We start from the raw sequence: 20227 nt of genomic DNA, 5'->3' as shown, positions 1-20227 counted from the left end.
GATGTTGATATGACCAACCTGATCGAAATCCGTGGCCTCAGCGTGGCCTTCAGCGGCCAGACCGTGGTGCGCAACCTGTGCCTGGACATCCGTCCCGGCGAGTGCCTGGCACTGGTCGGCGAATCCGGTTCGGGCAAGTCGGTGACGGCGCACTCGATCCTGCAATTGCTGCCGCAAACCGATACCCAGACAACGGGCAGCATCCGCTATCGCGGCCAGGAGTTGGTGGGCGCCGATGCCGGCAAGTTGCGGCAATTGCGCGGCAACCGCATCGCGATGATTTTCCAGGAGCCGATGACGTCGCTGAACCCGCTGCACAGCATCGAAAAACAGATCGGTGAAACCTTACTGGTGCACAAAGGCCTGGCGGGCAAAGAGGCGCGGGCTCGCATTCTCGATTTGCTGCATCTGGTGGGCATTCAGAAACCCGAGGAACGCCTCAAGGCCTATCCCCATCAATTGTCAGGTGGGCAACGCCAACGGGTGATGATCGCCATGGCCCTGGCCTGCGAACCGGAACTGCTGATTGCCGACGAGCCAACCACCGCGCTGGATGTCACGGTGCAACGCAAAATCCTGCTGCTTCTCAAGTCATTGCAGCAACGGCTCGGCATGTCGCTGCTATTGATCAGCCATGACCTTAATTTGGTGCGCAGCATCGCCCAACGGGTGTGCGTGATGAAGGCCGGGGAAATCGTCGAGCAGGCGCCGTGCGAAACCCTGTTCACCGAACCAAAGCACCCTTACAGCTGCGTCTTGCTGCACGCCGAGCCCGAGGGCGAAGCCTTGCCGCGGGACGAACGCGAAAACGTTTTGGAAGTGGACAATCTGAAGGTGCGCTTTCCTGTCAGTGGCGGGTTGTTCCAGCGCAAGACCTGGCTGCGGGCCGTCGATGGCATCAGTCTGAACATCCAGCGCGGCAAAACCCTCGGCATCGTCGGCGAGTCCGGCTCCGGCAAGTCGACCCTGGGCCAGGCGATCCTGCGCTTGCTCGACTCCGAAGGCAGCATCCGTTTTCAAGGCCAGGCACTGGACGGCCTGACGCAAAAACAGCTGCGGCCGTGGCGCAAGAAAATGCAGGTGGTGTTCCAGGACCCCTTCGGCAGCCTCAGCCCGCGCATGTCAGTGGCACAGATCATCAGCGAAGGACTGGAAGTGCATCGCCAGCTGAGCACTGAAGAGTGCAACGCCGAAGTGATCCGCGCGTTGATCGAAGTAGGGCTCGACCCGCAAAGCCGCCACCGCTACCCCCACGAATTTTCCGGAGGCCAGCGCCAACGCATCGCCATCGCCCGGGCACTGGTGCTCAAGCCGGCGTTGATCCTGCTCGACGAACCGACCTCGGCGCTCGACCGTACGGTGCAGAAACAAGTAGTCGCCCTGCTCCGCCAGCTTCAGGAAAAACACGGCTTGACCTACCTGTTCATCAGCCACGACCTGGCGGTGGTCCGCGCCCTGGCCCACGACATGATCGTGGTCAAGGACGGAAAGGTGGTGGAGCGAGGCGCCAGTCATGAGGTGTTTGACTCACCGCAGCATCCGTATACCAAGGAGTTGTTGGCGGCGGCGTTGCTCGGGCAAGCATAATTCCGGCTCTGACCGAGTCGCGGCCTTCGCTGGCAAGCCAGCGAAGAGGCCAGCACAGCCAACACACAATCAGGATCAATACCGATGAACACCACCGAAAGCCTCAAGGACTACCAGCGCGTACGCCTGCTGGCGATCCGCTCTTTGTTCGAGATCATCGAGCAATCGAGCGAAGGCACGGTGATTGTCGACCGCGACGCCACTATTGTCTGGATGAACGAGCGCTATGCCCGGCGCTTCGGCCTGCAATCGGCCGAAGGCGCCATTGGCAAGCCTTGCGAAAGCGTGATCCCGGGCAGCCTGTTGCGAGAAGTGGTGCGCACCGGCCGGCCGATTCTGCTGGACATGCAAGACACCCCCAAAGAGCCACTGGTGGTCATGCGCCTGCCGATTCACGATGACGCCGGCGTGGTGATCGGCGCCATCGGTTTTGCCTTGTTCGATGAATTACGCAGCCTGTCGCCGATGCTCAAGCGCTACATGAGCATGCAGGAAGAACTGGCCTCCACCCGTTCGCTGTTGCGGGCACGGCAGACCAAATACAACTTCGCCCACTTCATTGGCACCAGCGCCGCGAGCCTGGAAGTCAAACGCCGAGCCCGGCGCAGTGCGAGTACCGAATCGCCGGTGTTGCTGCTTGGCGAGACCGGCACCGGCAAGGAGTTGCTGGCCCAGGCAATTCATAACGCCTCGCCCCGGGCGCACAAGGCGTTTGTCAGCGTCAACAGCGCAGCGATTCCCGAATCGTTGCTGGAAGCGGAGTTCTTCGGCACCGCGCCTGGCGCCTTTACCGGAGCGGAGCGCAAGGGTCGCGCCGGCAAATTGCAGATTGCCCAGGGCGGTACGTTGTTCCTCGACGAGATCGGCGACATGCCGCTGCCGCTGCAAAGCAAACTGCTGCGGGTGTTGCAGGAAAAGGAATTCGAGCCCGTGGGTTCCAACGACGTGATCCAGAGCGATGTGCGGGTGATCGCCGCGACCTCCACGGACCTGGAGGCGGCGATCAAGCGCGGCGAATTCCGCGCCGACTTGTACTACCGGCTCAACGTGCTGCCGATTCAGGTCCCGCCCCTGCGCGAGCGCCTCGACGACGTGCCAGCGCTCAGCGAAGCGATTCTTGAAGAGCTGCGCAGCCAGCATGAACTGCACCACGAAGCGCTTGAATTGCTGGGTCAACACGCATGGCCGGGGAACATTCGCGAACTGCGCAATGTGCTGGAACGGGCCGCGTTGCTCAGCGATGACGTGCGCCTGACGGTGGCGGACATTCGCGCGGCGATCGGTACGTTTGCGCCGGTGGAGCGCGCGACGCCCTTGGCGATCGAGCCGATTGCCCGTGAAACGTTCAGTGCGGCTCGGGAGCGGTTTGACCGACATTTGATTGAAACCACCCTTGCGCAATGCGGTGGCAAGGTGATTGAGGCGGCGGCGCGGCTAGGGCTGGGTCGGTCGACGTTGTACAAGAAGATGGCGGCGTTGGGGATTGCCGAGTCTCAATAAAGAGATTTTGTTCTCTATTTTAAGACGCGCTGCGCGCGATTCGCTGGCAAGCCAGCTCCTATGTATGGACTCGCCCCCACTGTCTACCCGCTTTTGAAAAACCGCTGCCCCGTTGCATCTATGTATTAGGCCTATTCGTGGAAGCCGTCTTCGGCTTCTGGCCAAAATTGGAAAAGCTCGTGGTATGCCCATTACAGTCAGGCCTCGAAGGCCAGTAGGAGCTTAGGCATCAATCCACGTCGGTCTTACCTGGGGTCAATTTTTTTCAGCAGAGGGTCAGACGGTTAGTACCTCGGTGGCAGAACTCTGTCGCTCAGTGGCCCATCGTCGCTGGCTGGCCATCACCCGCGTGGCGACGATAAGTCTGATCATTCTGTAGAAGTACCCAGACGATTCGCAGGTTGCGGTTGGCTAGCCTGATCGCAGCCTCCTTACGGCCCAACCGGCTCATCCAGTGCAACAAGCGGCGGTCATCGGGTTGCTGTGAATCAGGTCGTAGTTGTTGCAGCACCGCATGGGCTCCCTGGATCATCAGGCTGCGTAAATAAGCATCACCTCGCTTGGTCATGCCCCCCAGCCGGACCGTCTCCCCGCTGCTGTGCTGGTCAGGCACCATGCCAAAGTACGCGGCAAACTTGCGGGCATTGGGAAATCGCTCAGGCTTGGTTTCCTTGGCCACCAGTGCCGTGGCAGTGACTGGGCCGATGCCGCGCACAGTCATTAGCCGCTTCGCCGTCATGTCGGCGTTGGCGGCCACTTCCAGGCGTCCCGTCAGTACGCCGATGCGCTCGCCCAAATGGCGCCACTCGGCCAACAGTTCGTCGATCAGTTCACGCAGCAGGCCCGGCACCGGCTGGGTGGCATCTTCCAGCACCCGCGGGATTTTCTGGCTGATCGCAACATCGCCCTGTGCCAAGGCTACGCCGTGCTCAAGCAGCAGGCCGCGCATCTGATTACTGAGCGCCGTGCGTCGACGCACATAGCCCTGGCGGGCGCGATGCAGCGCCTGCATTGCCAGCGCCGCAACGCTTTTGACCGGTACTGCGCAGATTTTTTCATCGCGATTAGCCCGCAGAATCGCCAGCGCATCGTTGCGATCATTTTTAGGCCCGCTGCGATGTGTGGCCACCAAACCGGCTGGAAGAATCCGCACCGGATTGCCTTGGTCTTGCAGCTGCCGGGCCCAGGCCTGGGCACCCGGACCGGTTTCCATCAAAACCATGACATGCGGCGGCAACTGTCGGAGAAACGCATAAAACGCCTCGCGCGACTTGATCCGTTGCTGGTAGAGCACCTGGCCGAGGATCTCTTCACCGGCGACCTGAAACACCTGTTTGGCCAGGTCGACTGCCAAGGTTGTGCAGGCCGACAAATCAGAAGAAGACACGGATTGATGAATCGAACTATGATTTTTCATGGACTCGCCCTCGCTGTCGTTGGCTGTTTAGACTGCCACCGTGGCGCATTGACGCCTCGGCTTGGGCGAGTCCATCCAATTACAGGGCATCGCGCAACCTTGTAGGAGCTGGCTTGCCAGCGAAGACGTCGTGACATCCAAAAACATTCTCACGACAGAGACAAAAAACCGAAATATACCCAATACTTCTAAAAATAAACTTAAAAATCAAATACATATATTCCTGGCACAAATCTCGCTATACGCCTCTCCCACAACGATCCACCCTACAAAAATAACAACCCAGGAGAGACACACCATGAGTGTGATCATTGCCTTGGCAGCCCTCGCGCTGCTGATGCTGGCTGCCTACCGTGGCTACAGCGTTATTCTTTTTGCCCCGATTGCCGCCCTCGGCGCTGTCCTTTTGACCGACCCGTCTGCCGTCGCCCCCGCTTTCACCGGGGTGTTCATGGAAAAAATGGTCGGCTTCATCAAACTGTATTTCCCGGTGTTCCTGCTCGGCGCCGTGTTCGGCAAGTTGATCGAACTGTCCGGTTTCTCGCGTTCCATCGTCGCCGCCGCCATTCGCCTGCTCGGTACCCGCCAGGCGATGCTGGTGATCGTGCTGGTCTGCGCCCTGCTGACCTACGGCGGCGTGTCGCTGTTCGTGGTGGTGTTCGCGGTCTACCCGTTTGCTGCCGAGATGTTCCGCCAGAGCGATATTCCCAAGCGCCTGATCCCGGCGACCATCGCCCTGGGCGCGTTTTCCTTCACCATGGACGCCCTGCCCGGCACCCCGCAAATCCAGAACATCATCCCCAGCACCTTCTTCAATACCACCGCCTGGGCCGCACCGTGGCTGGGCTTGATCGGCACGATCTTCGTGTTCTGCGCCGGCATGCTGTTTCTCCAGCGTCAGCGCAACAAGGCGCAGCGCGCCGGTGAAGGTTACGGCACGGAACTGCGCAACGAGCCGGAAACCGCCGCCGACCTCAAGCTGCCCAACCCGTGGCTCGCGCTCTCGCCACTGCTGGCCGTGGGCATCATGAACCTGCTGTTCACCCACTGGATTCCCCAGTGGTATGGCAAGACCCACAGCCTCGCACTGCCGGGCATGGCCACGCCGGTGACCACCGAAATCGCCAAGCTCACTGCGATCTGGGCGGTTCAGGCCGCTTTGCTGGTCGGCATCCTCATGGTGCTGGTGTTCGGCTTCCGCGCGATTCGCAGCAAACTCGCCGAGGGCAGTAAAAGTGCGGTCAGCGGTGCGTTGTTGGCGGCGATGAACACCGCTTCTGAATATGGCTTTGGCGCGGTGATCTCATCATTGCCAGGCTTCCTGGTGCTGGCCGACTGGCTCAAGAGCATTCCCAATCCGCTGGTCAATGAAGCGATCACCGTGACCCTGCTGGCCGGCATCACCGGTTCCGCCTCGGGCGGTATGAGCATCGCACTGGCGGCAATGTCAGAGCAGTTCATCAGTGCCGCTCATGCCGCGAACATTCCGCTGGAAGTGCTGCACCGGGTCGCCGCGATGGCCAGCGGCGGCATGGACACCCTGCCGCACAACGGCGCGGTCATCACGCTGCTGGCGGTCACTGGGTTGACCCATCGCGAGGCTTACAAAGACATTTTCTGTATTACGCTGATCAAGACCCTGGCGGTTTTCGTGGTGATCGGCACCTTCTACGCCACTGGCATTGTGTGAGGTATTCATGAAGACTCTTTCGGGCAAGACTGCACTGGTCACCGGTTCCACCAGCGGTATCGGCTTGGGGATCGCCCTCAGCCTGGCCAAGGCCGGGGCCAATCTGATCCTCAATGGCTTCGGCGATGCGTCCAAAGTCATCGCCGAAGTGGAGCAGTTTGGCGCCAAGGTCGGCCATCACCCGGCTGATGTCAGCGACCCGGCGCAAATTGCCGACATGATCGCCTACGCCGAGCGCGAGTTCGGCGGCGTCGACATTCTGGTCAATAACGCCGGCATCCAGCACGTGGCGACGGTGGAAGACTTTCCGGTAGAACGCTGGGATTCGATCATCGCCATCAACCTGTCGTCGGTGTTCCACAGTACTCGCTTGAGCCTGCCGGGCATGCGAGCCAAAGGCTGGGGCCGGGTGATCAACATTGCCTCGGTGCATGGCCTGGTCGGCTCAGTGGGCAAATCGGCTTATGTCGCCGCCAAGCATGGAGTGATCGGCTTGACCAAAGTGGTTGCTCTGGAAACCGCGACCACCCAGGTCACCTGCAATGCGATTTGCCCGGGCTGGGTGCTGACGCCGCTGGTGCAAAAGCAGATCGATGATCGTGCCGCCAGCGGCGTTGATCCGCAGCAGGCGCAGCAGGATCTACTGGCGCAAAAGCAGCCGTCGCTGGAGTTCGTGACGCCATCGCAACTGGGTGAGCTGGTGTTGTTCCTGTGCAGCGAGGCCGGCAGCCAAGTGCGGGGCGCCGCGTGGAATGTGGACGGTGGGTGGTTGGCGCAGTGATTACCCCCATAACCGTGTAGCGAGCGGGCTTGCCCCCGATGGGAGGCGAAGCCGCCCTAAAACTTCACTGACGATGCAGGTAGTCTGATTTTTACGACTGCTTCGCAGCCGAACGGGGGGCAAGCCCCCTCGCCACACAAGCTCCCTCGCCACAACGGTCCGATTCACATCGGTAAAAGTCATAAAAACAAGAGGCAACCCATGTCCGACATCCTCTGGCAACCCGACGCCAAACGCATCGGCAAGACCCGCTTCGAGGCCTTTCGGCGCTTCGTCAATCAGCGGCATCACCTGAAGATCGACGACTTCCCTGCCCTGCACCAATGGTCCATCGAGCATCGCCCGGATTTCTGGCAGGCCATCGTCGACTTCTTCGACATTCGCTTTCATGAGCAACCCGACGCCGTGCTGCTCGAAGGCCCGCAGATGCCCAGTGCCCAATGGTTCCCTGGCGCTACACTGAACTTTGCCGAACACCTGCTGCGACGTCGCGATGATGCAATCGCCGTCATAGCCGTTGGCGAAAACGGCCAGCGCGAACACCTGTCCTGGGCCGAACTGGCCGAACACGTCGCCGGTTTTCAGAATGGCTTGATCGCCGCCGGCGTGGTGGTTGGTGACCGGGTCGCCGCGTGCATGCCCAACACCTGGCAAACCCTGGTGGCCATGCTCGCCACCACCAGCCTCGGCGCGGTGTGGTCCTGTTCTTCACCCGACTTCGGTACGCAAGGGGTGGTCGACCGGTTCGGCCAGATCGAACCCAAAGTGCTGCTGACCTGCGCCGGCTACCGCTATGCCGGCAAGGACATCGACCAGACGACCAAGGTCAACGAAATCCTCGAACGCCTGCCGACGTTGCAGCAGTTGATCATCGTGCCCTATGCCCGGCCCCGTGCACACATCGAAGACTTGCGCACCCACGCCAACGTGACGCTGTGGGACGACTTCTATGAGGCAGGCGGCGAGCCGGATTTTGTCCCGGTGCCGTTTGCTCATCCGCTGTACATCCTCTATTCCAGCGGGACCACCGGCGTACCCAAGTGCATCATCCACAGCACCGGCGGCGTGTTGCTGCAACACGTCAAGGAACACGGCCTACACAGCGATCTCGGCCCCGGCGAACGCCTGTTCTACTACACCACTTGCGGCTGGATGATGTGGAACTGGCTGGTCTCGGCATTGGCGGTTGGCAGTTCGGTGGTGCTGTACGACGGCTCACCGTTTCATCCCGAACCGCAACGCCTGATCGACCTGATCGACGACGAACGCATCAGCGTCTTCGGCACCAGCCCGAAATACCTCGCCACCCTGGAAAGCAGTGGCATCAAGCCCCGGGAAAGCCATGACCTGAGCAGCCTCAAGACATTGCTGTGCACCGGTTCGGCGTTGTCGCCGCAGAGCTATGACTTTGTCTATCGCGACTTCAAGGCTGACGTGTGCCTGGCCTCGATGTCCGGCGGTACCGACGTCGTGTCGTGCTTCGTCAACGGCAACCCGCTGTCGCCCGTGCGCCGTGGTGAAATCATGGGCAAGAGCCTGGGCATGGCCGTCGAAGTGTGGAACGACGCCGGCCAACCGGTGATCGGCGAAAAAGGCGAGCTGGTGTGCACCCGGCACTTCCCGGCGATCCCTGTTGGCCTGTGGAACGATGCCGACGGCGCAAAACTCCGTCAGTCCTATTTCAGCCTGTTTCCCGGCGTCTGGGCCCAGGGTGATTACGCCGAAGAATTGCCCCATGGCGGGATGATGATCCACGGCCGTTCCGACGCGGTGCTCAACCCCGGTGGCGTGCGCATCGGCACGGCGGAGATCTATCGCCAAGTGGAAAAAGTCCCCGAGGTGCTCGACAGCGTGGCCATTGGTCAGCAGTGGCAGGATGACGTGCGTGTCGTGCTGTTCGCGCGCTTGCGCGACGGGCTGGCACTGGACGAGGCATTGCAGCAGCGCATTCGCCAAGTGATTCGCGCCAACACCACGCCGCGGCATGTCCCGGCGAAGATTGTCGCGGTGAGCGACATTCCCCGGACCATCAGCGGCAAGGTCGTGGAGTTGGCGGTGCGCGATGTGGTGCATGGCCTGCCGGTAAAGAACACCGATGCGCTGGCCAATCCTGAAGCGCTGGAGCAGTACCGAAACAGGCCTGAACTCCAGGATTGAAATGTAGCGAGCCTGCTCGCGATAAATCAGAGAGCGCCGCGGAGCACCTGCCAGCCAGCGTTATGATTGACGACCTTCGCGAGCAGGCTCGCTCCTACAGACTTCCGTGTCGTTAAACCTGTAGGAGCTGGCTTGCCAGCGAAGCCTTCAATCCAGTCATACAGGACCGCTCAAGCCTTCCACTCAACCAGCGCCTGTCACCTGTGCAAGAATAGAAACAGCACAAGCGATTCAGGCGCAGGACACAGTGATGAACCCACCACCCACCGCCAGCGATGCCCAGGCACTGATTGCCCGACTCGACTGGGCCAGCGGCCCGTTGGGCGACGCCAGCCACTGGCCGCAAAGCCTGCGGACCGCCGTGGACATTGTGATTCACTCGCCCATGCCGATGTTGTTGCTGTGGGGCCCGCAACTGACGCAAATCTACAACGACGGTTTCGCCTTGCTCGCCGGCAGCAAACACCCCCAAGCCTTCGGACAACCGGCACACCTGATCTGGCCGGAGTTACGCGACTTTACCGACCCCATATACAGTGCCGTCCTGCACGGCCAGGTACGCACCTACAGCGAACAGCGCTTTACCCTGCAGCGTGAGGGTCGCGAATCCGACTTCTGGCTCGACCTGACCTACAGCCCGATCCGCGACGAAAGCGCCGAAGTGGCCGGGATCCTGGTCACCGCCATCGAAACCAACGAGCGCCGACGCATCGCCCTCGAACTCGAACAGCGCTCGGCGGCCAGTCTCAAGGCCCAGCACGAAACCGAAGAGCGCCTGCAACTGGCCCTCGCCGCCACTGACGCAGTCGGCACCTGGGACTGGGACATCAGCGAGGACCGTTTTATCGCCGATGCGCATTTTGCCCAGTTGCACGGCGTCGACCCCAGCATGGCCAGCCAGTTGCCGATCAGTGAATACCTGCACGGCGTGCACCCGGAAGATCGCGCCATGATCGCCCGCAGCATCAAGCACTGCATCACCCACGGCACCGAGTACGCCGAGGAATATCGCCTGCTGCAGACCGACGGCCAGATGCGCTGGATATTCGCCCGCGGTCGTTGCTACAAGGATCACCACGGCCGGCCGATCCGTTTCCTCGGTGCCGCCCTCGACCTGACCGAACGAAAGCACACCGAACAAGCCCTTCGCCAAAGTCAGACCGAGCTGCAACTGATCATCAACGCGATGCCGATCCTGATCAGCTACGTCGACCGTGAAGAACGCTTTCGCCTGAACAACGCCGCCTATCTCGACTGGTACGGACTGACGCCGCAGGAGCTCTACGGGCGAACCATCCTCGAAGTGATCGGTGAAGAGGCCTATGCGTTGCGCGCGCCGCACATTGTCGAGGCGCTGTCCGGCAGGTCGTGTTGCTTCAGCATCAGTACGCCATACCGCGATGGCAGCCTCCGCCAGGCTCTGATGAATTACTTGCCGCGCCATGGCGCTGATGGTGCGGTGAACGGTTTCTACATCTTCGTGATCGACGAAACCGAGCGCAAACAAACCGAAGAGGCGCTGCGCAACCTCAACGAAACCCTGGAAGAGCGCGTCGCCGCTCGCACCCGCCAACTGGCCGAAGCCAACGAGCGCCTGCAAAACGAGATGTTCGAGCGCGAGCGCGCCGAAGACGCGCTGCGCCACGCGCAGAAAATGGAAGCGGTCGGCCAGCTCACCGGCGGCATCGCCCATGACTTCAACAACATGCTCACCGGCATCATCGGCAGCCTCGACCTGATGCAACGCTACATCGCCGATGGCCGTACCGCCGAGATCGGCCGATTCACCGAAGCGGCGGTGTCGTCGGCCAACCGTGCCGCCGCGCTCACCCACCGCTTGCTAGCGTTCTCCCGGCGCCAGTCGCTCAACCGCAAGCCGCTGAACCCCAACGAGTTGATTCATTCCCTCGAGGATTTGTTCAGCCGCACCAAGGGCGACCACATCGAACTCAAGTTGCAACTGGCCGAGCAGGTCTGGCGGGTCAACACCGACGTCAGTCAGCTGGAAAACGCCTTGCTCAATCTGGTGATCAACGCTCGGGACGCCATGCCCGATGGCGGCGAGTTGCAGATCGAAACCGCCAACGTGTTCCTCGACGGCAGCGACATCACCACCCTGGAGCCAGTCAAGGCCGGGGACTACGTGATGATCGCCGTCAGCGACAACGGCATCGGCATGACGCCCTCGGTGCTGGCGAAGGCCTTCGATCCGTTCTTCACCACCAAGCCCATCGGACAGGGCACCGGTCTGGGCCTGTCGATGATTTACGGTTTCGCCCAGCAATCGGGGGGCCACGTCAGTCTGTTCAGCCTGCCCGGCCGGGGCACCAGTGTGCGTTTGTACCTGCCGCGCCTGCATTCGAACGAACCGGAAAAAGTCCTGACGCCGGTGATCAGCGAGGCACCCGCGGCGATTGCCGGCGAAACGGTGATGCTGGTCGAGGACGACCCGGCGGTACGGATGCTGGTGCTGGACCTGCTCAAGGAGCTCGGTTACCGCGCCCACGAAGCCGAGGACGCCAAGAGCGCCCTGCCGGTGCTGGAATCCGACTTGCGGGTGGACCTGCTGGTGACCGATGTCGGCCTGCCCGGCATGAATGGCCGGCAACTGGCGGAAATCGCCCGCCAGCACCGCCCCGAACTGAAAGTGCTGTTCATGACCGGTTACGCGGAAATCGCTGCCGAACGCCAGGGCTTCCTGGAAGAAGGCATGGACATGGTGGCCAAACCGTTTTCCATCGACCTGCTGGCCAACAAGATTCGCACGATGATCGGCCAACCGAACTGAGTTGAGGCATAATCGCGCGCCCCGTTGACATGACCGCAATCAGGTAACCGCCCCATGAAAGCTCAAGCCCGCCATATCCTGGTGAAAACCTCGGAAGAAGCCGAGCAGCTCAAACAACGCATTGCCAAGGGCGAAGCGTTCGATGTGCTGGCCAAGAAGTATTCGACCTGCCCCTCGGGCAAGCGCGGCGGCGACCTCGGCGAAGTGCGGCCGGGGCAGATGGTCGGCGTGATCGATGCGGTGATCTTCAAGAAACCCGTGCGGGTGGTGCATGGGCCGATCAAGAGTAAGTTCGGCTACCACCTGGTGCAGGTGTTTTACCGGGATTGATGAAGTTGGCTTGAGGGCCTCTTCGTTGGCAAGCCAGCTCCTACAGGTATCGCATCGTTCTTGTATGCGCTGGCTTGCCAGCGAAGGCGGTGACGCAGCCATCGGCCATTCAACGTTTACCGGGGAATCAACGCCCCCGGCACCTGAATCACCCGGCTCGCCAACCGATGCCCGGCCTCGGCGGCGTCTGCCGGGCTGCCGCCCTTGAGTCGCGACGCCAGGTACGCGGCACTGAACGAATCCCCCGCCGCCGTGGTGTCCACCACCCGCTCGACCTTCTGCGCCGGCACTTCGAACGACTCGCCAGCACACCGGATCAGGCAGGCTTCAGCGCCGCGTTTGAGCACCACTTCCGGCGTCCCGATCTGCTCATAGGCGGCAAACACCGCGTCACAACCGGCATAACCGAACAGCGCCTGCTCGTCATCCACGGTCAATAAGGCCAGGTCGACATACGGCAGCACCGTGCGATACGCCGCTTGCGCCGCCTCGACCGATGCCCACAGCCGTGGCCGGTAGTTGTTGTCGAAGACGATGCGCGCATCGCGTTGGCGGGCCTCGATCAAGGTCTGCAGGAGTTTTTCCCGACCTTGCTCGCCGAGTACCGCCAGGGTGATGCCGCTGAAATACAGCACGTCGTAGTCCGGCAGCGCTGCGAGGATTGGCGCGGCGGCCGGGGTGGTGAAGCAATCGCGAACCGCGGCTTCGTTGCGCCAATACAGGAAGCGCCGTTCACCGACGGCGTCGGTCTGGATGCAATACAAACCCGGCAGCCGCCCGGGCAGGCGCTGGACCATACCGAGGCCGATATTCTCGGCCGCCCAGCTTTGGCACATCGCGTCGCTGAAACTGTCATCGCCCAGGGCGGTGACGTAATCCACGGTGCCGCTCGTGCCCAGCTCCCGGGACAGATAGACCGCGGTGTTCAAGGTGTCGCCACCGAAGCTTTGTTGCAGGCTGCCGTCGGCGCGGTGCTGCAGCTCGATCATGCATTCGCCGATCAGGGCAATGCGCGGGGTGTCGGGGCCCAGGGTGTTGATGGTGTTCATGTGGTGGGGTCTCAGAGGTTTCTTTGTTGTCTGGGTGGGCCTCTTCGCGGGCAAGCCCGCTCCTACAGGGGAACGCATTCCAATGTAGGAGCCGGCTTGCCGGCGACGGCCGCACCTCGGTCCGGAACCTTAGAAACAGGTTTCCATGGTCTCGATGACGTTCAATTGCTCATCCACCAGACAGCCGACACGCCACTTGTCGAACGTCAGGCACGGGTGCGAAGTGCCGAACGAAATGATGTCGCCCACCCGCAGGTCAACCCCCGGCGCCACGGTCATGAACGCGTGCTGGTCCATCACCGCCGTCACCTTGCAGGCACTCACGTCATCGCCCATGGCCGGCACCACGCCCGCCTTGTAACGCAGCAACGGCACCGGCAAACCGGCGTCGTAGGCCACATCGCGTTTGCCCAGGGCAATCACTGCAAACCCCGGCTCCGGCAACGACTGCACGTGCGCCCACACTTCCAGCGCCGGACGCAGGCCTTCGTGCAGGTCGCTGCGGCGGTCGAGTACACAGCACTGCGCTTCCTTGTAGATGCCATGGTCATGGGCCACATAACTGCCGGGGCGCAGCACGCTGAGGAAGCGTCCGGCGGCGTTCTGCGCTTCGAAGGACTCGGCGATCAGGTCATACCAGGCCGATCCTGACGCGGTGATGATCGGCTTGGCAATGGCGAACGCGCCGCTGTCCTGCAACTGCACCGCCAGGCGCACCAGCGAGGCGGCGAAATCACGAATGCCGGTCACGGCGTGATCGCCATGGATCACCCCTTCATAACCTTCGATACCGGTCAGGGCCAGCGCCGGTTGCGCGGCGATGGCCTTGGCCAGGTCGAGCACTTCCTGCTCGCTGCGGCAACCGCAACGACCACCGACCACGCCGTACTCGATCATCACGTTCAGGCGCACGCCGCGGGAGGCGAAATAGGCGCCGAGGTCGGCGACATTGTCCGGGTGATCGACCATGCAATAGAAGTCGAACGTCGGGTCGGCCAGCAGGTCGGCAATCAGCGCCATGTTCGGCGTGCCGACCAATTGGTTGGCCATCAGCACCCGGCGCACGCCATGGGCGTAGGCCGCACGGGTTTGCGTGGCGCTGGCCAGGGTGATGCCCCAGGCACCGGCGTCGAGCTGGCGACGGAACAACGCCGGGGTCATGCTGGTCTTGCCGTGGGGCGCCAGTTCTGCGCCGCTGTCGCTGACGAACGCCTGCATCCAGCGGATGTTGTGCTCCAGCGCCTCGCGGTGCAGCACAAGGGCCGGCAGGCTGACGTCACGCACCAGGCTCGCACCGATGGCGGCGGTGCCTTTGTCGACGTTGGCAGTATGGGGGGCAGAAGACATGGTCGAACTCCTCGTTCACGCGGCCGCGGGCAGCCGCTGTTATTCGTTGATGCGACGGGCCAGGCTGTTGGCGCTGTCGATCAGCACCCGGCGGTAGTCGTTGTAGTTTTTCTTGGCATCGGCGCGTGGGGCGACGATGCACAGGGTCGCGATGGCCACGCCGCCGGGGTCTTTGACCGGGGCGGCAAAGCAATGGGTAAAGGTGTCGGCGACGCTATCGAAGGAGAAAAATCCGTCGATACCGGCCTGGCGGATTTCTTTGAGGAATTGCTCAAGCGGCAGTCGCTCGCCGCCGGGCAAGATGAAGTCGTCGTGGTCGATCAGGTCGACGATTTGCTGGTCGCTCAGGTGCGCCAGCAACAGGCGCCCGGACGCAGTCCAGGGAATGGGTGCGTTTTCGCCAATGTCCGAGGAAATGCGGAAATGCCGCTCGCCTTCCTTCATCAACGCAACGGTGTATTTGCGCCCATTGAGCAGGCACATCTGCGCGGTTTCGTGGGTCTGGCTGACGATCTCCTGCAAGGCATGATCGGCCTCGCGGGTCAGGTCGAAATGGCGCAAGTGGGCCTGGCCGAGAAAGTACAACTGGCGACCGAGGTAGACATGACCGTCCTTGCCCACCGGCTCCAGGATCCGACGTTCCAGCAGCGAGGCCACCAACTCATAGACCGTGGATTTGGGGCTGCCGATGCCGTTGGCGATGTCGTTCGGGCGCAGCGGTTGGCCGATTTCCTTGAGGAAATCGAGGATATCGAACGCCCGGTCCAGACCGCGTGCACGGCGCTTGATGGTGTCTTCGGTCATTTCAGTGGTTCCCATTCAAAGTCGCCGGGAGTTTAACCAGAGTGATGGGGTGACTGTTAGGGCGCCTTCGCTGGCAAGCCAACGCCTACAGAGACCGCGGTCCCTTGTAGGAGCTGGCTTGCCAGCGAAAGCAGCCTCAAAACCACCGCAAGTCTCAAGCCTTTTTCTTGTAGGCAATGCAGTCAATCTCAACCTTGCAGTCGACCATCATGTTCGCCTGCACGCAGGCCCGCGCCGGGGCATGTTCGGGCTTGAAATACTCGGAGAAGACCTTGTTGAAACTGGTGAAATCCCGCGGATCCTCCAGCCACACGCCCGCACGCACCACGTCTTCCAGGCCGAAACCTGCCTCTTCGAGAATCGCGATCAGGTTTTTCATGGTCTGGTGGGTCTGCTCGACAATGCCACCGACAATGATCTCGCCGTCCACCGCCGGCACCTGCCCGGAAACGTGCAGCCAGCCATCGGCTTCAACGGCGCGGGCGAACGGGCGAGGCGTGCCGCCTGCAGCGGCGCTGCCGGTGCCGTAACGAGTAATGCTCATGAGTGTTTCTCCTGAATCAAAAGTGAAGGTTTAAAAACGCGTGTTCTTGAGAAATTCCACCAGTCGTGGCGATTGCGGGCGCTCGAACAGGTCCTTGGGCGGCCCCTGCTCTTCGATGCGTCCCTTGTTCATGAAAACGATCTTGTCCGAGACTTCGTAGGCAAAGCGCATTTCGTGGGTCACCAGCAGCATGGTCATGCCGTCTTCGGCCAAACCCTTGATCACGCTCAGTACTTCGCCCACCAGTTCCGGATCGAGGGCCGAGGTCACCTCATCGAACAGCATCAGGCTGGGGTTCATCGCAATCGCCCGGGCAATCGCCACGCGCTGCTGCTGGCCGCCGGACAACTGACCGGGAAAGTGATCGCGCCGTTCCAGCAGGCCGACCCGCTCCAGCCATTTCTCCGCCAGGGCCACCGCCTCGTCCTTGTGCAGTTTCTTGACCTTGAGCAGGCCCAGGGTGACGTTCTGCAACGCGGTCAGGTGCGGGAACAGGTTGAACTGCTGGAACGCCATGCCAGTCATGGCGCGATGGCGAGCGATGACTTTTTCCGGATGGCGAATGCGCTTGCCGTTGACCTCGTCATAGCCGATCGACTCGCCGTCGAGCAGGATCTGCCCGCCCTGGAATTCCTCGAGCATGTTCACGCAGCGCAGCAGCGTGGTCTTTCCCGAACCGCTGGAGCCGATCAGCGTCACCACGTTGCCGCGCTGCATGGTCAGGTCGACACCCTTGAGCACTTCGAGCTGGTCGTAGCGCTTGTGCAGGCCGCGAATGTCCAGCAGTGGCTGGCCGATTTGAGCATTGGTTTGAGTCTGAGTCATGGCAAAGCCACCCGCTTTTCAATGTGCCGGCCGAGTAATTCGATGCCGTAGTTGATGACGAAGAACAAGAAACCGGCGAACAGGTAGAACTCCAGGGTCATGAACGTGCGGGCGATGATCTGCTGGGTGCTGAGCAGCAGCTCCGCCACACCGATCACCGACAACAGGGTCGAGGCCTTGACGATCTCGGTCGACGAGTTGACCCAGGTCGGCAGGATCTGCCGCAGTGCCTGGGGCAGCAGCACGTAACCGAGGGACTGGTAGAACGTCAGGCCAATGGCCTTGCTCGCTTCCATCTGCCCGCGAGGCAACGCCTGCAAGGCACCGCGTACGATTTCGGCGACGTGGGAACCGCAGAACAGCGTCAAGCCCAAGGCACCGGCCTGGAACGCGCTGATCTGCCAGCCCAGTGCCGGTGCCATGTAAAAGCACGCCAGCACCAGCACGAACACCGGCGTGCCGCGGATCACATCGACATAAAAACGAAACGGTGCGCGCATCCAGAACTTGCCGTAGGTCAGCACCAACCCGGTGACGACGCCGAGCAGCGTGCCGAGCAAAATCGCCAGTGCCGACACCTGCACACTGGTCAGGAAGCCCTGCCACAGCACTTCCCGCGCGACCCACAACTCATGCAACCAACTGGGGGATTCGTACATGGGGGCCTCCTATCGGCGAATCGCCAGACGCTGCTCGAGGTAACGCAGCATCATGGCAATGAGGTAACAGGCCGCCACGTACAACGCCGTGGTCACCAGCCAGGTTTCAATCACCCGGTAGCTCTCGACGTTGATCTTGCGGGCGTAATAGGTCAGCTCCGGCACCGCAATCGCGGCCGCCAGCGAGGTGTCCTTGAACAGTGAAATGAAGTTGTTCGACAGCGCCGGCAACACATTGCGCAGCATCACAGGCACGGTGACGTAGGCCTTGACCTGCCACTCGCCCAGGCCAATGGCCAACCCGGCTTCGCGCTGCCCCTTGGGAATGCTCAGCAAGCCACCCCGAAACACTTCGGTTAAATACGCCCCGGCGTACAACGACAGCGTGATGATGAACGAGGGGATCTTGTCCAGCCGGATCCCCAGGCTCGGCAACGCAAAGTAGATCAACAAAATCAACACCAGGATCGGCGTGTTACGAATCACCGTGACATACACCGACGCCAGCACCCGCAATGCGCGGTGCCTGGACAACAAAGCAAACGCCATCATCAGGCCGATCACACAACCGATGGCGATCGACACCAGCGCCAGTTCAAGGCCCAGGCCGAGCCCCGCCAGCAAGGTGTCGAAATCGCGCCACACGGCGGCAAAGTTCAACTGATAGTTCATGGTCAGCAGTACCTTGAGCGAGACGACTCGAATCGCCCCGCTCGTCATTCAGCCATTGGAAACGTCACGAGCCTGTTTACAACGCAGTGTTTTGCGCGAAGCCCGCAGCAGTTTTCATTTGAATTCGACGGGGAAGCCGATGGCCGGGGTAGGCAGGTCGACACCAAACCATTTCTTGAACGACGCCGCGTAGGTCGGGAACTCAACGCCGGTCATGGCTTCATGCAAGGTGGTGTTGACGAAGTTCAGCCAGTCCTGATCGCCGCGCTTGACCGCGCATGCATAGGTTTGCGGGCTCCAGGCGTAAGCCGGGCTGCGATAGCGGCCGGCGTTCTGCACCATCAGGTACTTCACGGAGGACTGGTCGGTGGCAGCGGCATCGGCGCGGCCGGAGTTTACGGCTTGATACATCAAGTCCACGCTGTCGTATTGATCGACCTTGGCCTGAGGCAGCGCCTGGTGCACCAGTTCTTCGGCGTAGACGTTTTGCAGCACCGCCACGGTGAGCTTATCGCCCGCCGCTTTCATGTCATCGATTTCCTTGTACTTGCTGTTCGCCGGCAACAGCAGGCCGACACCTTCACGGTAGTACGGCAGGGTGAACGCCACTTGCTGCGCACGGCTGGCCGTCACGGTGATGAACTGGCAACTGATGTCGACCTTGTCGGTCAGCAGGTTCGGGATTCGCGCATCGGACGACTGCACCACGTACTCGACCTTGTCCGGATCATTGAACAAACCCTTGGCGATCATGTGCCCGATATCGATATCGAAGCCCTGCAACTTGCCATCCGCCCCCTGGAAGTGCCACGGCGCGTTGGTGCTGCCGGTGCCCACAATCAGTTTGCCGCGGGCCAGAACACTGTCGAGCTTGCTGTCCGCTGCCTGGGCCACACCCATGGCAGCGGCAGAAGCCGCGAACAGAAAAACACACGCTTTGAACAAGGAAGGTCGGCGATGCATGGCAAGCACTCCAGGGTGATGTTTATTCCGCTATAGCGGAAGATGTTATGTAACAACGGAATAGACAGCAGAAAGTGTGCCACAGGATGCGGTGGGGATGTGAGAGGTTCGAAAGTTGTTTTGAATCAGTGGGATGCGTCGGGAGAGTAAAAAACGTTACCAAACGCACAGGTAGACAGGCGCTACCGTTGGCTACAGAGCGCGGGTATCGGGTTCTCAATCGGGCTGGGTTGAGCCATTTCGGTGCAGGAGGAAAACGGGGTGGTTAACGCGTGATTGCGTCCTTATAAACGTCGCCACGTTCTCTTTTACCGATGGCGATTACCGTCACCAACAGCACGTCGTCTTTGACTCGGTAAACCAGACGATACCCTGCACTGCGCAACTTGATCTTGTACGCATTCTCCAGACCGCAAAGCCTGTCTGCCAGAACATGTGGATTCACCAACCGTTCCTGAAGCTTTTTCTTGAATTGCTCTTTCAGGTTTACCCCAAGCTTTTTCCATTCTTTCCAGGCTTTCTCAGAAAACTCCAGCTCATAAGTCATCAATTGAAACCTTTACGGTTGGATCGTTTTCCCGCTCCTTGCATAGCGCGATCAACTCAAGATCCTCCAGCCGACTCATCATGGCTTCATACTCTTTGGCGGGAACACAGTAAAAAGCCGGTTCGTTTCGGTTGAGGATCGCTACCGAAGCCCCCCCACCAGCCGCCACCGTACCCATGGGGTTTCTTTTCAGTTCCGAGATGCTCGCCACGACCTGCGACAGCACAACATGTGTCATGTAGGTATTCCTTGGAGTGCTAATAGAGGTGCTCAAAATAGCACTCCAAAGTGCGTTCGGGCTCTACCCCTGTCACGGAAAATTACCGATTTCATGGTACTTAAGCCCCCTCATCCTGTTGCCGGCTACCTTCTCCAACCCATTCAAAAAGTTATCACGGCACGCGCTTCGGCATTTCCGTAACTGTCGTGGGCTCTGCCTCGCGAGTTTGTGGGAAGTTTCCGAGTCTGCGCCGCTCATTGGACAACCCCGCATCCGACTGCTTTATTCAATGTTCAAGTGATAATCGGTCTTAACTGTCGCGTCGCTTCGATGTGTGCAGTCCCAGG

General features: G+C 60.9%; 18 protein-coding genes. 7 read left to right on the top strand and 11 right to left on the bottom strand.

The annotated features are described in order from the left end of the window. Positions 1-9 precede the first annotated feature (9 nt). The gene (locus J1D76_RS14510) at positions 10-1587 is read left to right on the top strand and encodes an ABC transporter ATP-binding protein (RefSeq protein WP_421138961.1); all 1578 of its coding nucleotides are present in this window, start codon (positions 10-12) and stop codon (positions 1585-1587) included. An 84-nt stretch (positions 1588-1671) separates the two neighbouring features. Beyond that, complete coding sequence (locus tag J1D76_RS14505; protein WP_421138960.1) at positions 1672-3087, top strand: sigma-54 interaction domain-containing protein; 1416 nt, start codon at positions 1672-1674, stop codon at positions 3085-3087. Positions 3088-3400: 313 nt separating this feature from the next. On the opposite strand, the gene J1D76_RS14500 is transcribed toward J1D76_RS14505, so the two are convergent. Beyond that, positions 3401-4459, bottom strand: a complete 1059-nt coding sequence (locus J1D76_RS14500) for an IS110 family transposase (protein WP_421138989.1) — start codon at positions 4457-4459, stop codon at positions 3401-3403. 343 nt (positions 4460-4802) lie between these two features. Between J1D76_RS14500 and J1D76_RS14495 the strand changes: the two genes are divergently transcribed. The 5 genes from J1D76_RS14495 (at position 4803) to J1D76_RS14475 (ending at position 12250) form a co-directional block, all read left to right on the top strand. Then, on the top strand, positions 4803-6194 hold the full coding sequence (locus J1D76_RS14495; protein ID WP_421138959.1) for a GntP family permease: 1392 nt from the start codon (positions 4803-4805) through the stop codon (positions 6192-6194). A 7-nt stretch (positions 6195-6201) separates the two neighbouring features. Next, complete coding sequence (locus J1D76_RS14490; protein ID WP_421138958.1) at positions 6202-6975, top strand: 3-hydroxybutyrate dehydrogenase; 774 nt, start codon at positions 6202-6204, stop codon at positions 6973-6975. A 201-nt stretch (positions 6976-7176) separates the two neighbouring features. Next, positions 7177-9132, top strand: coding sequence for an acetoacetate--CoA ligase (locus J1D76_RS14485; RefSeq protein WP_421138957.1), 1956 nt, complete (start codon positions 7177-7179; stop codon positions 9130-9132). A gap of 250 nt (positions 9133-9382) precedes the next feature. Further along, positions 9383-11920 carry a PAS domain-containing protein gene (locus J1D76_RS14480; RefSeq protein WP_421138956.1) on the top strand — a complete coding sequence of 846 codons (2538 nt, stop codon included), beginning with the start codon at positions 9383-9385 and terminating at the stop codon, positions 11918-11920. Positions 11921-11974: 54 nt separating this feature from the next. After that, entirely contained in the window at positions 11975-12250 is a 276-nt protein-coding gene (locus J1D76_RS14475; protein WP_421138955.1) for a peptidylprolyl isomerase, read from the top strand. 116 nt (positions 12251-12366) lie between these two features. Here the strand turns inward: J1D76_RS14475 and J1D76_RS14470 are convergent, their stop codons facing one another. The 10 genes from J1D76_RS14470 to J1D76_RS14425 all read right to left on the bottom strand — a co-directional run bounded on the left by J1D76_RS14470 (position 12367) and on the right by J1D76_RS14425 (position 19898). Then, complete coding sequence (locus tag J1D76_RS14470; RefSeq protein WP_421138954.1) at positions 12367-13299, bottom strand: sugar kinase; 933 nt, start codon at positions 13297-13299, stop codon at positions 12367-12369. A gap of 129 nt (positions 13300-13428) precedes the next feature. Continuing rightward, complete coding sequence (locus J1D76_RS14465) at positions 13429-14646, bottom strand: amino acid deaminase (RefSeq protein ID WP_421138953.1); 1218 nt, start codon at positions 14644-14646, stop codon at positions 13429-13431. A 39-nt stretch (positions 14647-14685) separates the two neighbouring features. Next, on the bottom strand, positions 14686-15450 hold the full coding sequence (locus J1D76_RS14460) for an IclR family transcriptional regulator (protein ID WP_421138988.1): 765 nt from the start codon (positions 15448-15450) through the stop codon (positions 14686-14688). 154 nt (positions 15451-15604) lie between these two features. Then, on the bottom strand, positions 15605-15994 hold the full coding sequence (locus J1D76_RS14455; protein ID WP_421138952.1) for a RidA family protein: 390 nt from the start codon (positions 15992-15994) through the stop codon (positions 15605-15607). A 30-nt stretch (positions 15995-16024) separates the two neighbouring features. Further along, the gene (locus J1D76_RS14450) at positions 16025-16819 is read right to left on the bottom strand and encodes an amino acid ABC transporter ATP-binding protein (protein ID WP_421138951.1); all 795 of its coding nucleotides are present in this window, start codon (positions 16817-16819) and stop codon (positions 16025-16027) included. Then, complete coding sequence (locus J1D76_RS14445; protein WP_421138950.1) at positions 16816-17478, bottom strand: amino acid ABC transporter permease; 663 nt, start codon at positions 17476-17478, stop codon at positions 16816-16818. The genes J1D76_RS14450 and J1D76_RS14445 overlap by 4 nt, the downstream gene beginning before the upstream one ends. A gap of 9 nt (positions 17479-17487) precedes the next feature. Beyond that, the gene (locus J1D76_RS14440) at positions 17488-18150 is read right to left on the bottom strand and encodes an amino acid ABC transporter permease (protein ID WP_033063194.1); all 663 of its coding nucleotides are present in this window, start codon (positions 18148-18150) and stop codon (positions 17488-17490) included. Between the two features lie 114 nt (positions 18151-18264). Further along, complete coding sequence (locus tag J1D76_RS14435; RefSeq protein ID WP_421138949.1) at positions 18265-19113, bottom strand: transporter substrate-binding domain-containing protein; 849 nt, start codon at positions 19111-19113, stop codon at positions 18265-18267. A gap of 265 nt (positions 19114-19378) precedes the next feature. Beyond that, positions 19379-19660 carry a type II toxin-antitoxin system RelE family toxin gene (locus tag J1D76_RS14430; RefSeq protein ID WP_421138948.1) on the bottom strand — a complete coding sequence of 94 codons (282 nt, stop codon included), beginning with the start codon at positions 19658-19660 and terminating at the stop codon, positions 19379-19381. Further along, on the bottom strand, positions 19650-19898 hold the full coding sequence (locus tag J1D76_RS14425; protein WP_421138947.1) for a type II toxin-antitoxin system Phd/YefM family antitoxin: 249 nt from the start codon (positions 19896-19898) through the stop codon (positions 19650-19652). The genes J1D76_RS14430 and J1D76_RS14425 overlap by 11 nt, the downstream gene beginning before the upstream one ends. Positions 19899-20227 lie beyond the last annotated feature (329 nt).

This window comes from Pseudomonas sp. NFX15, assembly GCF_049132105.1.
Lineage (GTDB): Bacteria > Pseudomonadota > Gammaproteobacteria > Pseudomonadales > Pseudomonadaceae > Aquipseudomonas.
The sequence above is the reverse complement of the archived record's forward strand: the minus strand, read 5'-3'. Positions and strand labels throughout refer to the sequence as shown.

Bases quoted from the DNA above. Each gene is read 5' to 3' on its own strand.
- J1D76_RS14480 (WP_421138956.1), top strand. From the start codon at position 9,383: ATGAACCCACCACCCACCGCCAGCGATGCCCAGGCACTGATTGCCCGA.
- J1D76_RS14485 (WP_421138957.1), top strand. From the start codon at position 7,177: ATGTCCGACATCCTCTGGCAACCCGACGCCAAACGCATCGGCAAGACC.
- J1D76_RS14495 (WP_421138959.1), top strand. From the start codon at position 4,803: ATGAGTGTGATCATTGCCTTGGCAGCCCTCGCGCTGCTGATGCTGGCT.
- J1D76_RS14435 (WP_421138949.1), bottom strand. From the start codon at position 19,113: ATGCATCGCCGACCTTCCTTGTTCAAAGCGTGTGTTTTTCTGTTCGCG.
- J1D76_RS14460 (WP_421138988.1), bottom strand. From the start codon at position 15,450: ATGACCGAAGACACCATCAAGCGCCGTGCACGCGGTCTGGACCGGGCG.
- J1D76_RS14490 (WP_421138958.1), top strand. From the start codon at position 6,202: ATGAAGACTCTTTCGGGCAAGACTGCACTGGTCACCGGTTCCACCAGC.
- J1D76_RS14475 (WP_421138955.1), top strand. From the start codon at position 11,975: ATGAAAGCTCAAGCCCGCCATATCCTGGTGAAAACCTCGGAAGAAGCC.
- J1D76_RS14440 (WP_033063194.1), bottom strand. From the start codon at position 18,150: ATGAACTATCAGTTGAACTTTGCCGCCGTGTGGCGCGATTTCGACACC.
- J1D76_RS14425 (WP_421138947.1), bottom strand. From the start codon at position 19,898: ATGACACATGTTGTGCTGTCGCAGGTCGTGGCGAGCATCTCGGAACTG.
- J1D76_RS14450 (WP_421138951.1), bottom strand. From the start codon at position 16,819: ATGACTCAGACTCAAACCAATGCTCAAATCGGCCAGCCACTGCTGGAC.
- J1D76_RS14465 (WP_421138953.1), bottom strand. From the start codon at position 14,646: ATGTCTTCTGCCCCCCATACTGCCAACGTCGACAAAGGCACCGCCGCC.
- J1D76_RS14510 (WP_421138961.1), top strand. From the start codon at position 10: ATGACCAACCTGATCGAAATCCGTGGCCTCAGCGTGGCCTTCAGCGGC.
- J1D76_RS14455 (WP_421138952.1), bottom strand. From the start codon at position 15,994: ATGAGCATTACTCGTTACGGCACCGGCAGCGCCGCTGCAGGCGGCACG.
- J1D76_RS14445 (WP_421138950.1), bottom strand. From the start codon at position 17,478: ATGTACGAATCCCCCAGTTGGTTGCATGAGTTGTGGGTCGCGCGGGAA.
- J1D76_RS14430 (WP_421138948.1), bottom strand. From the start codon at position 19,660: ATGACTTATGAGCTGGAGTTTTCTGAGAAAGCCTGGAAAGAATGGAAA.
- J1D76_RS14470 (WP_421138954.1), bottom strand. From the start codon at position 13,299: ATGAACACCATCAACACCCTGGGCCCCGACACCCCGCGCATTGCCCTG.
- J1D76_RS14505 (WP_421138960.1), top strand. From the start codon at position 1,672: ATGAACACCACCGAAAGCCTCAAGGACTACCAGCGCGTACGCCTGCTG.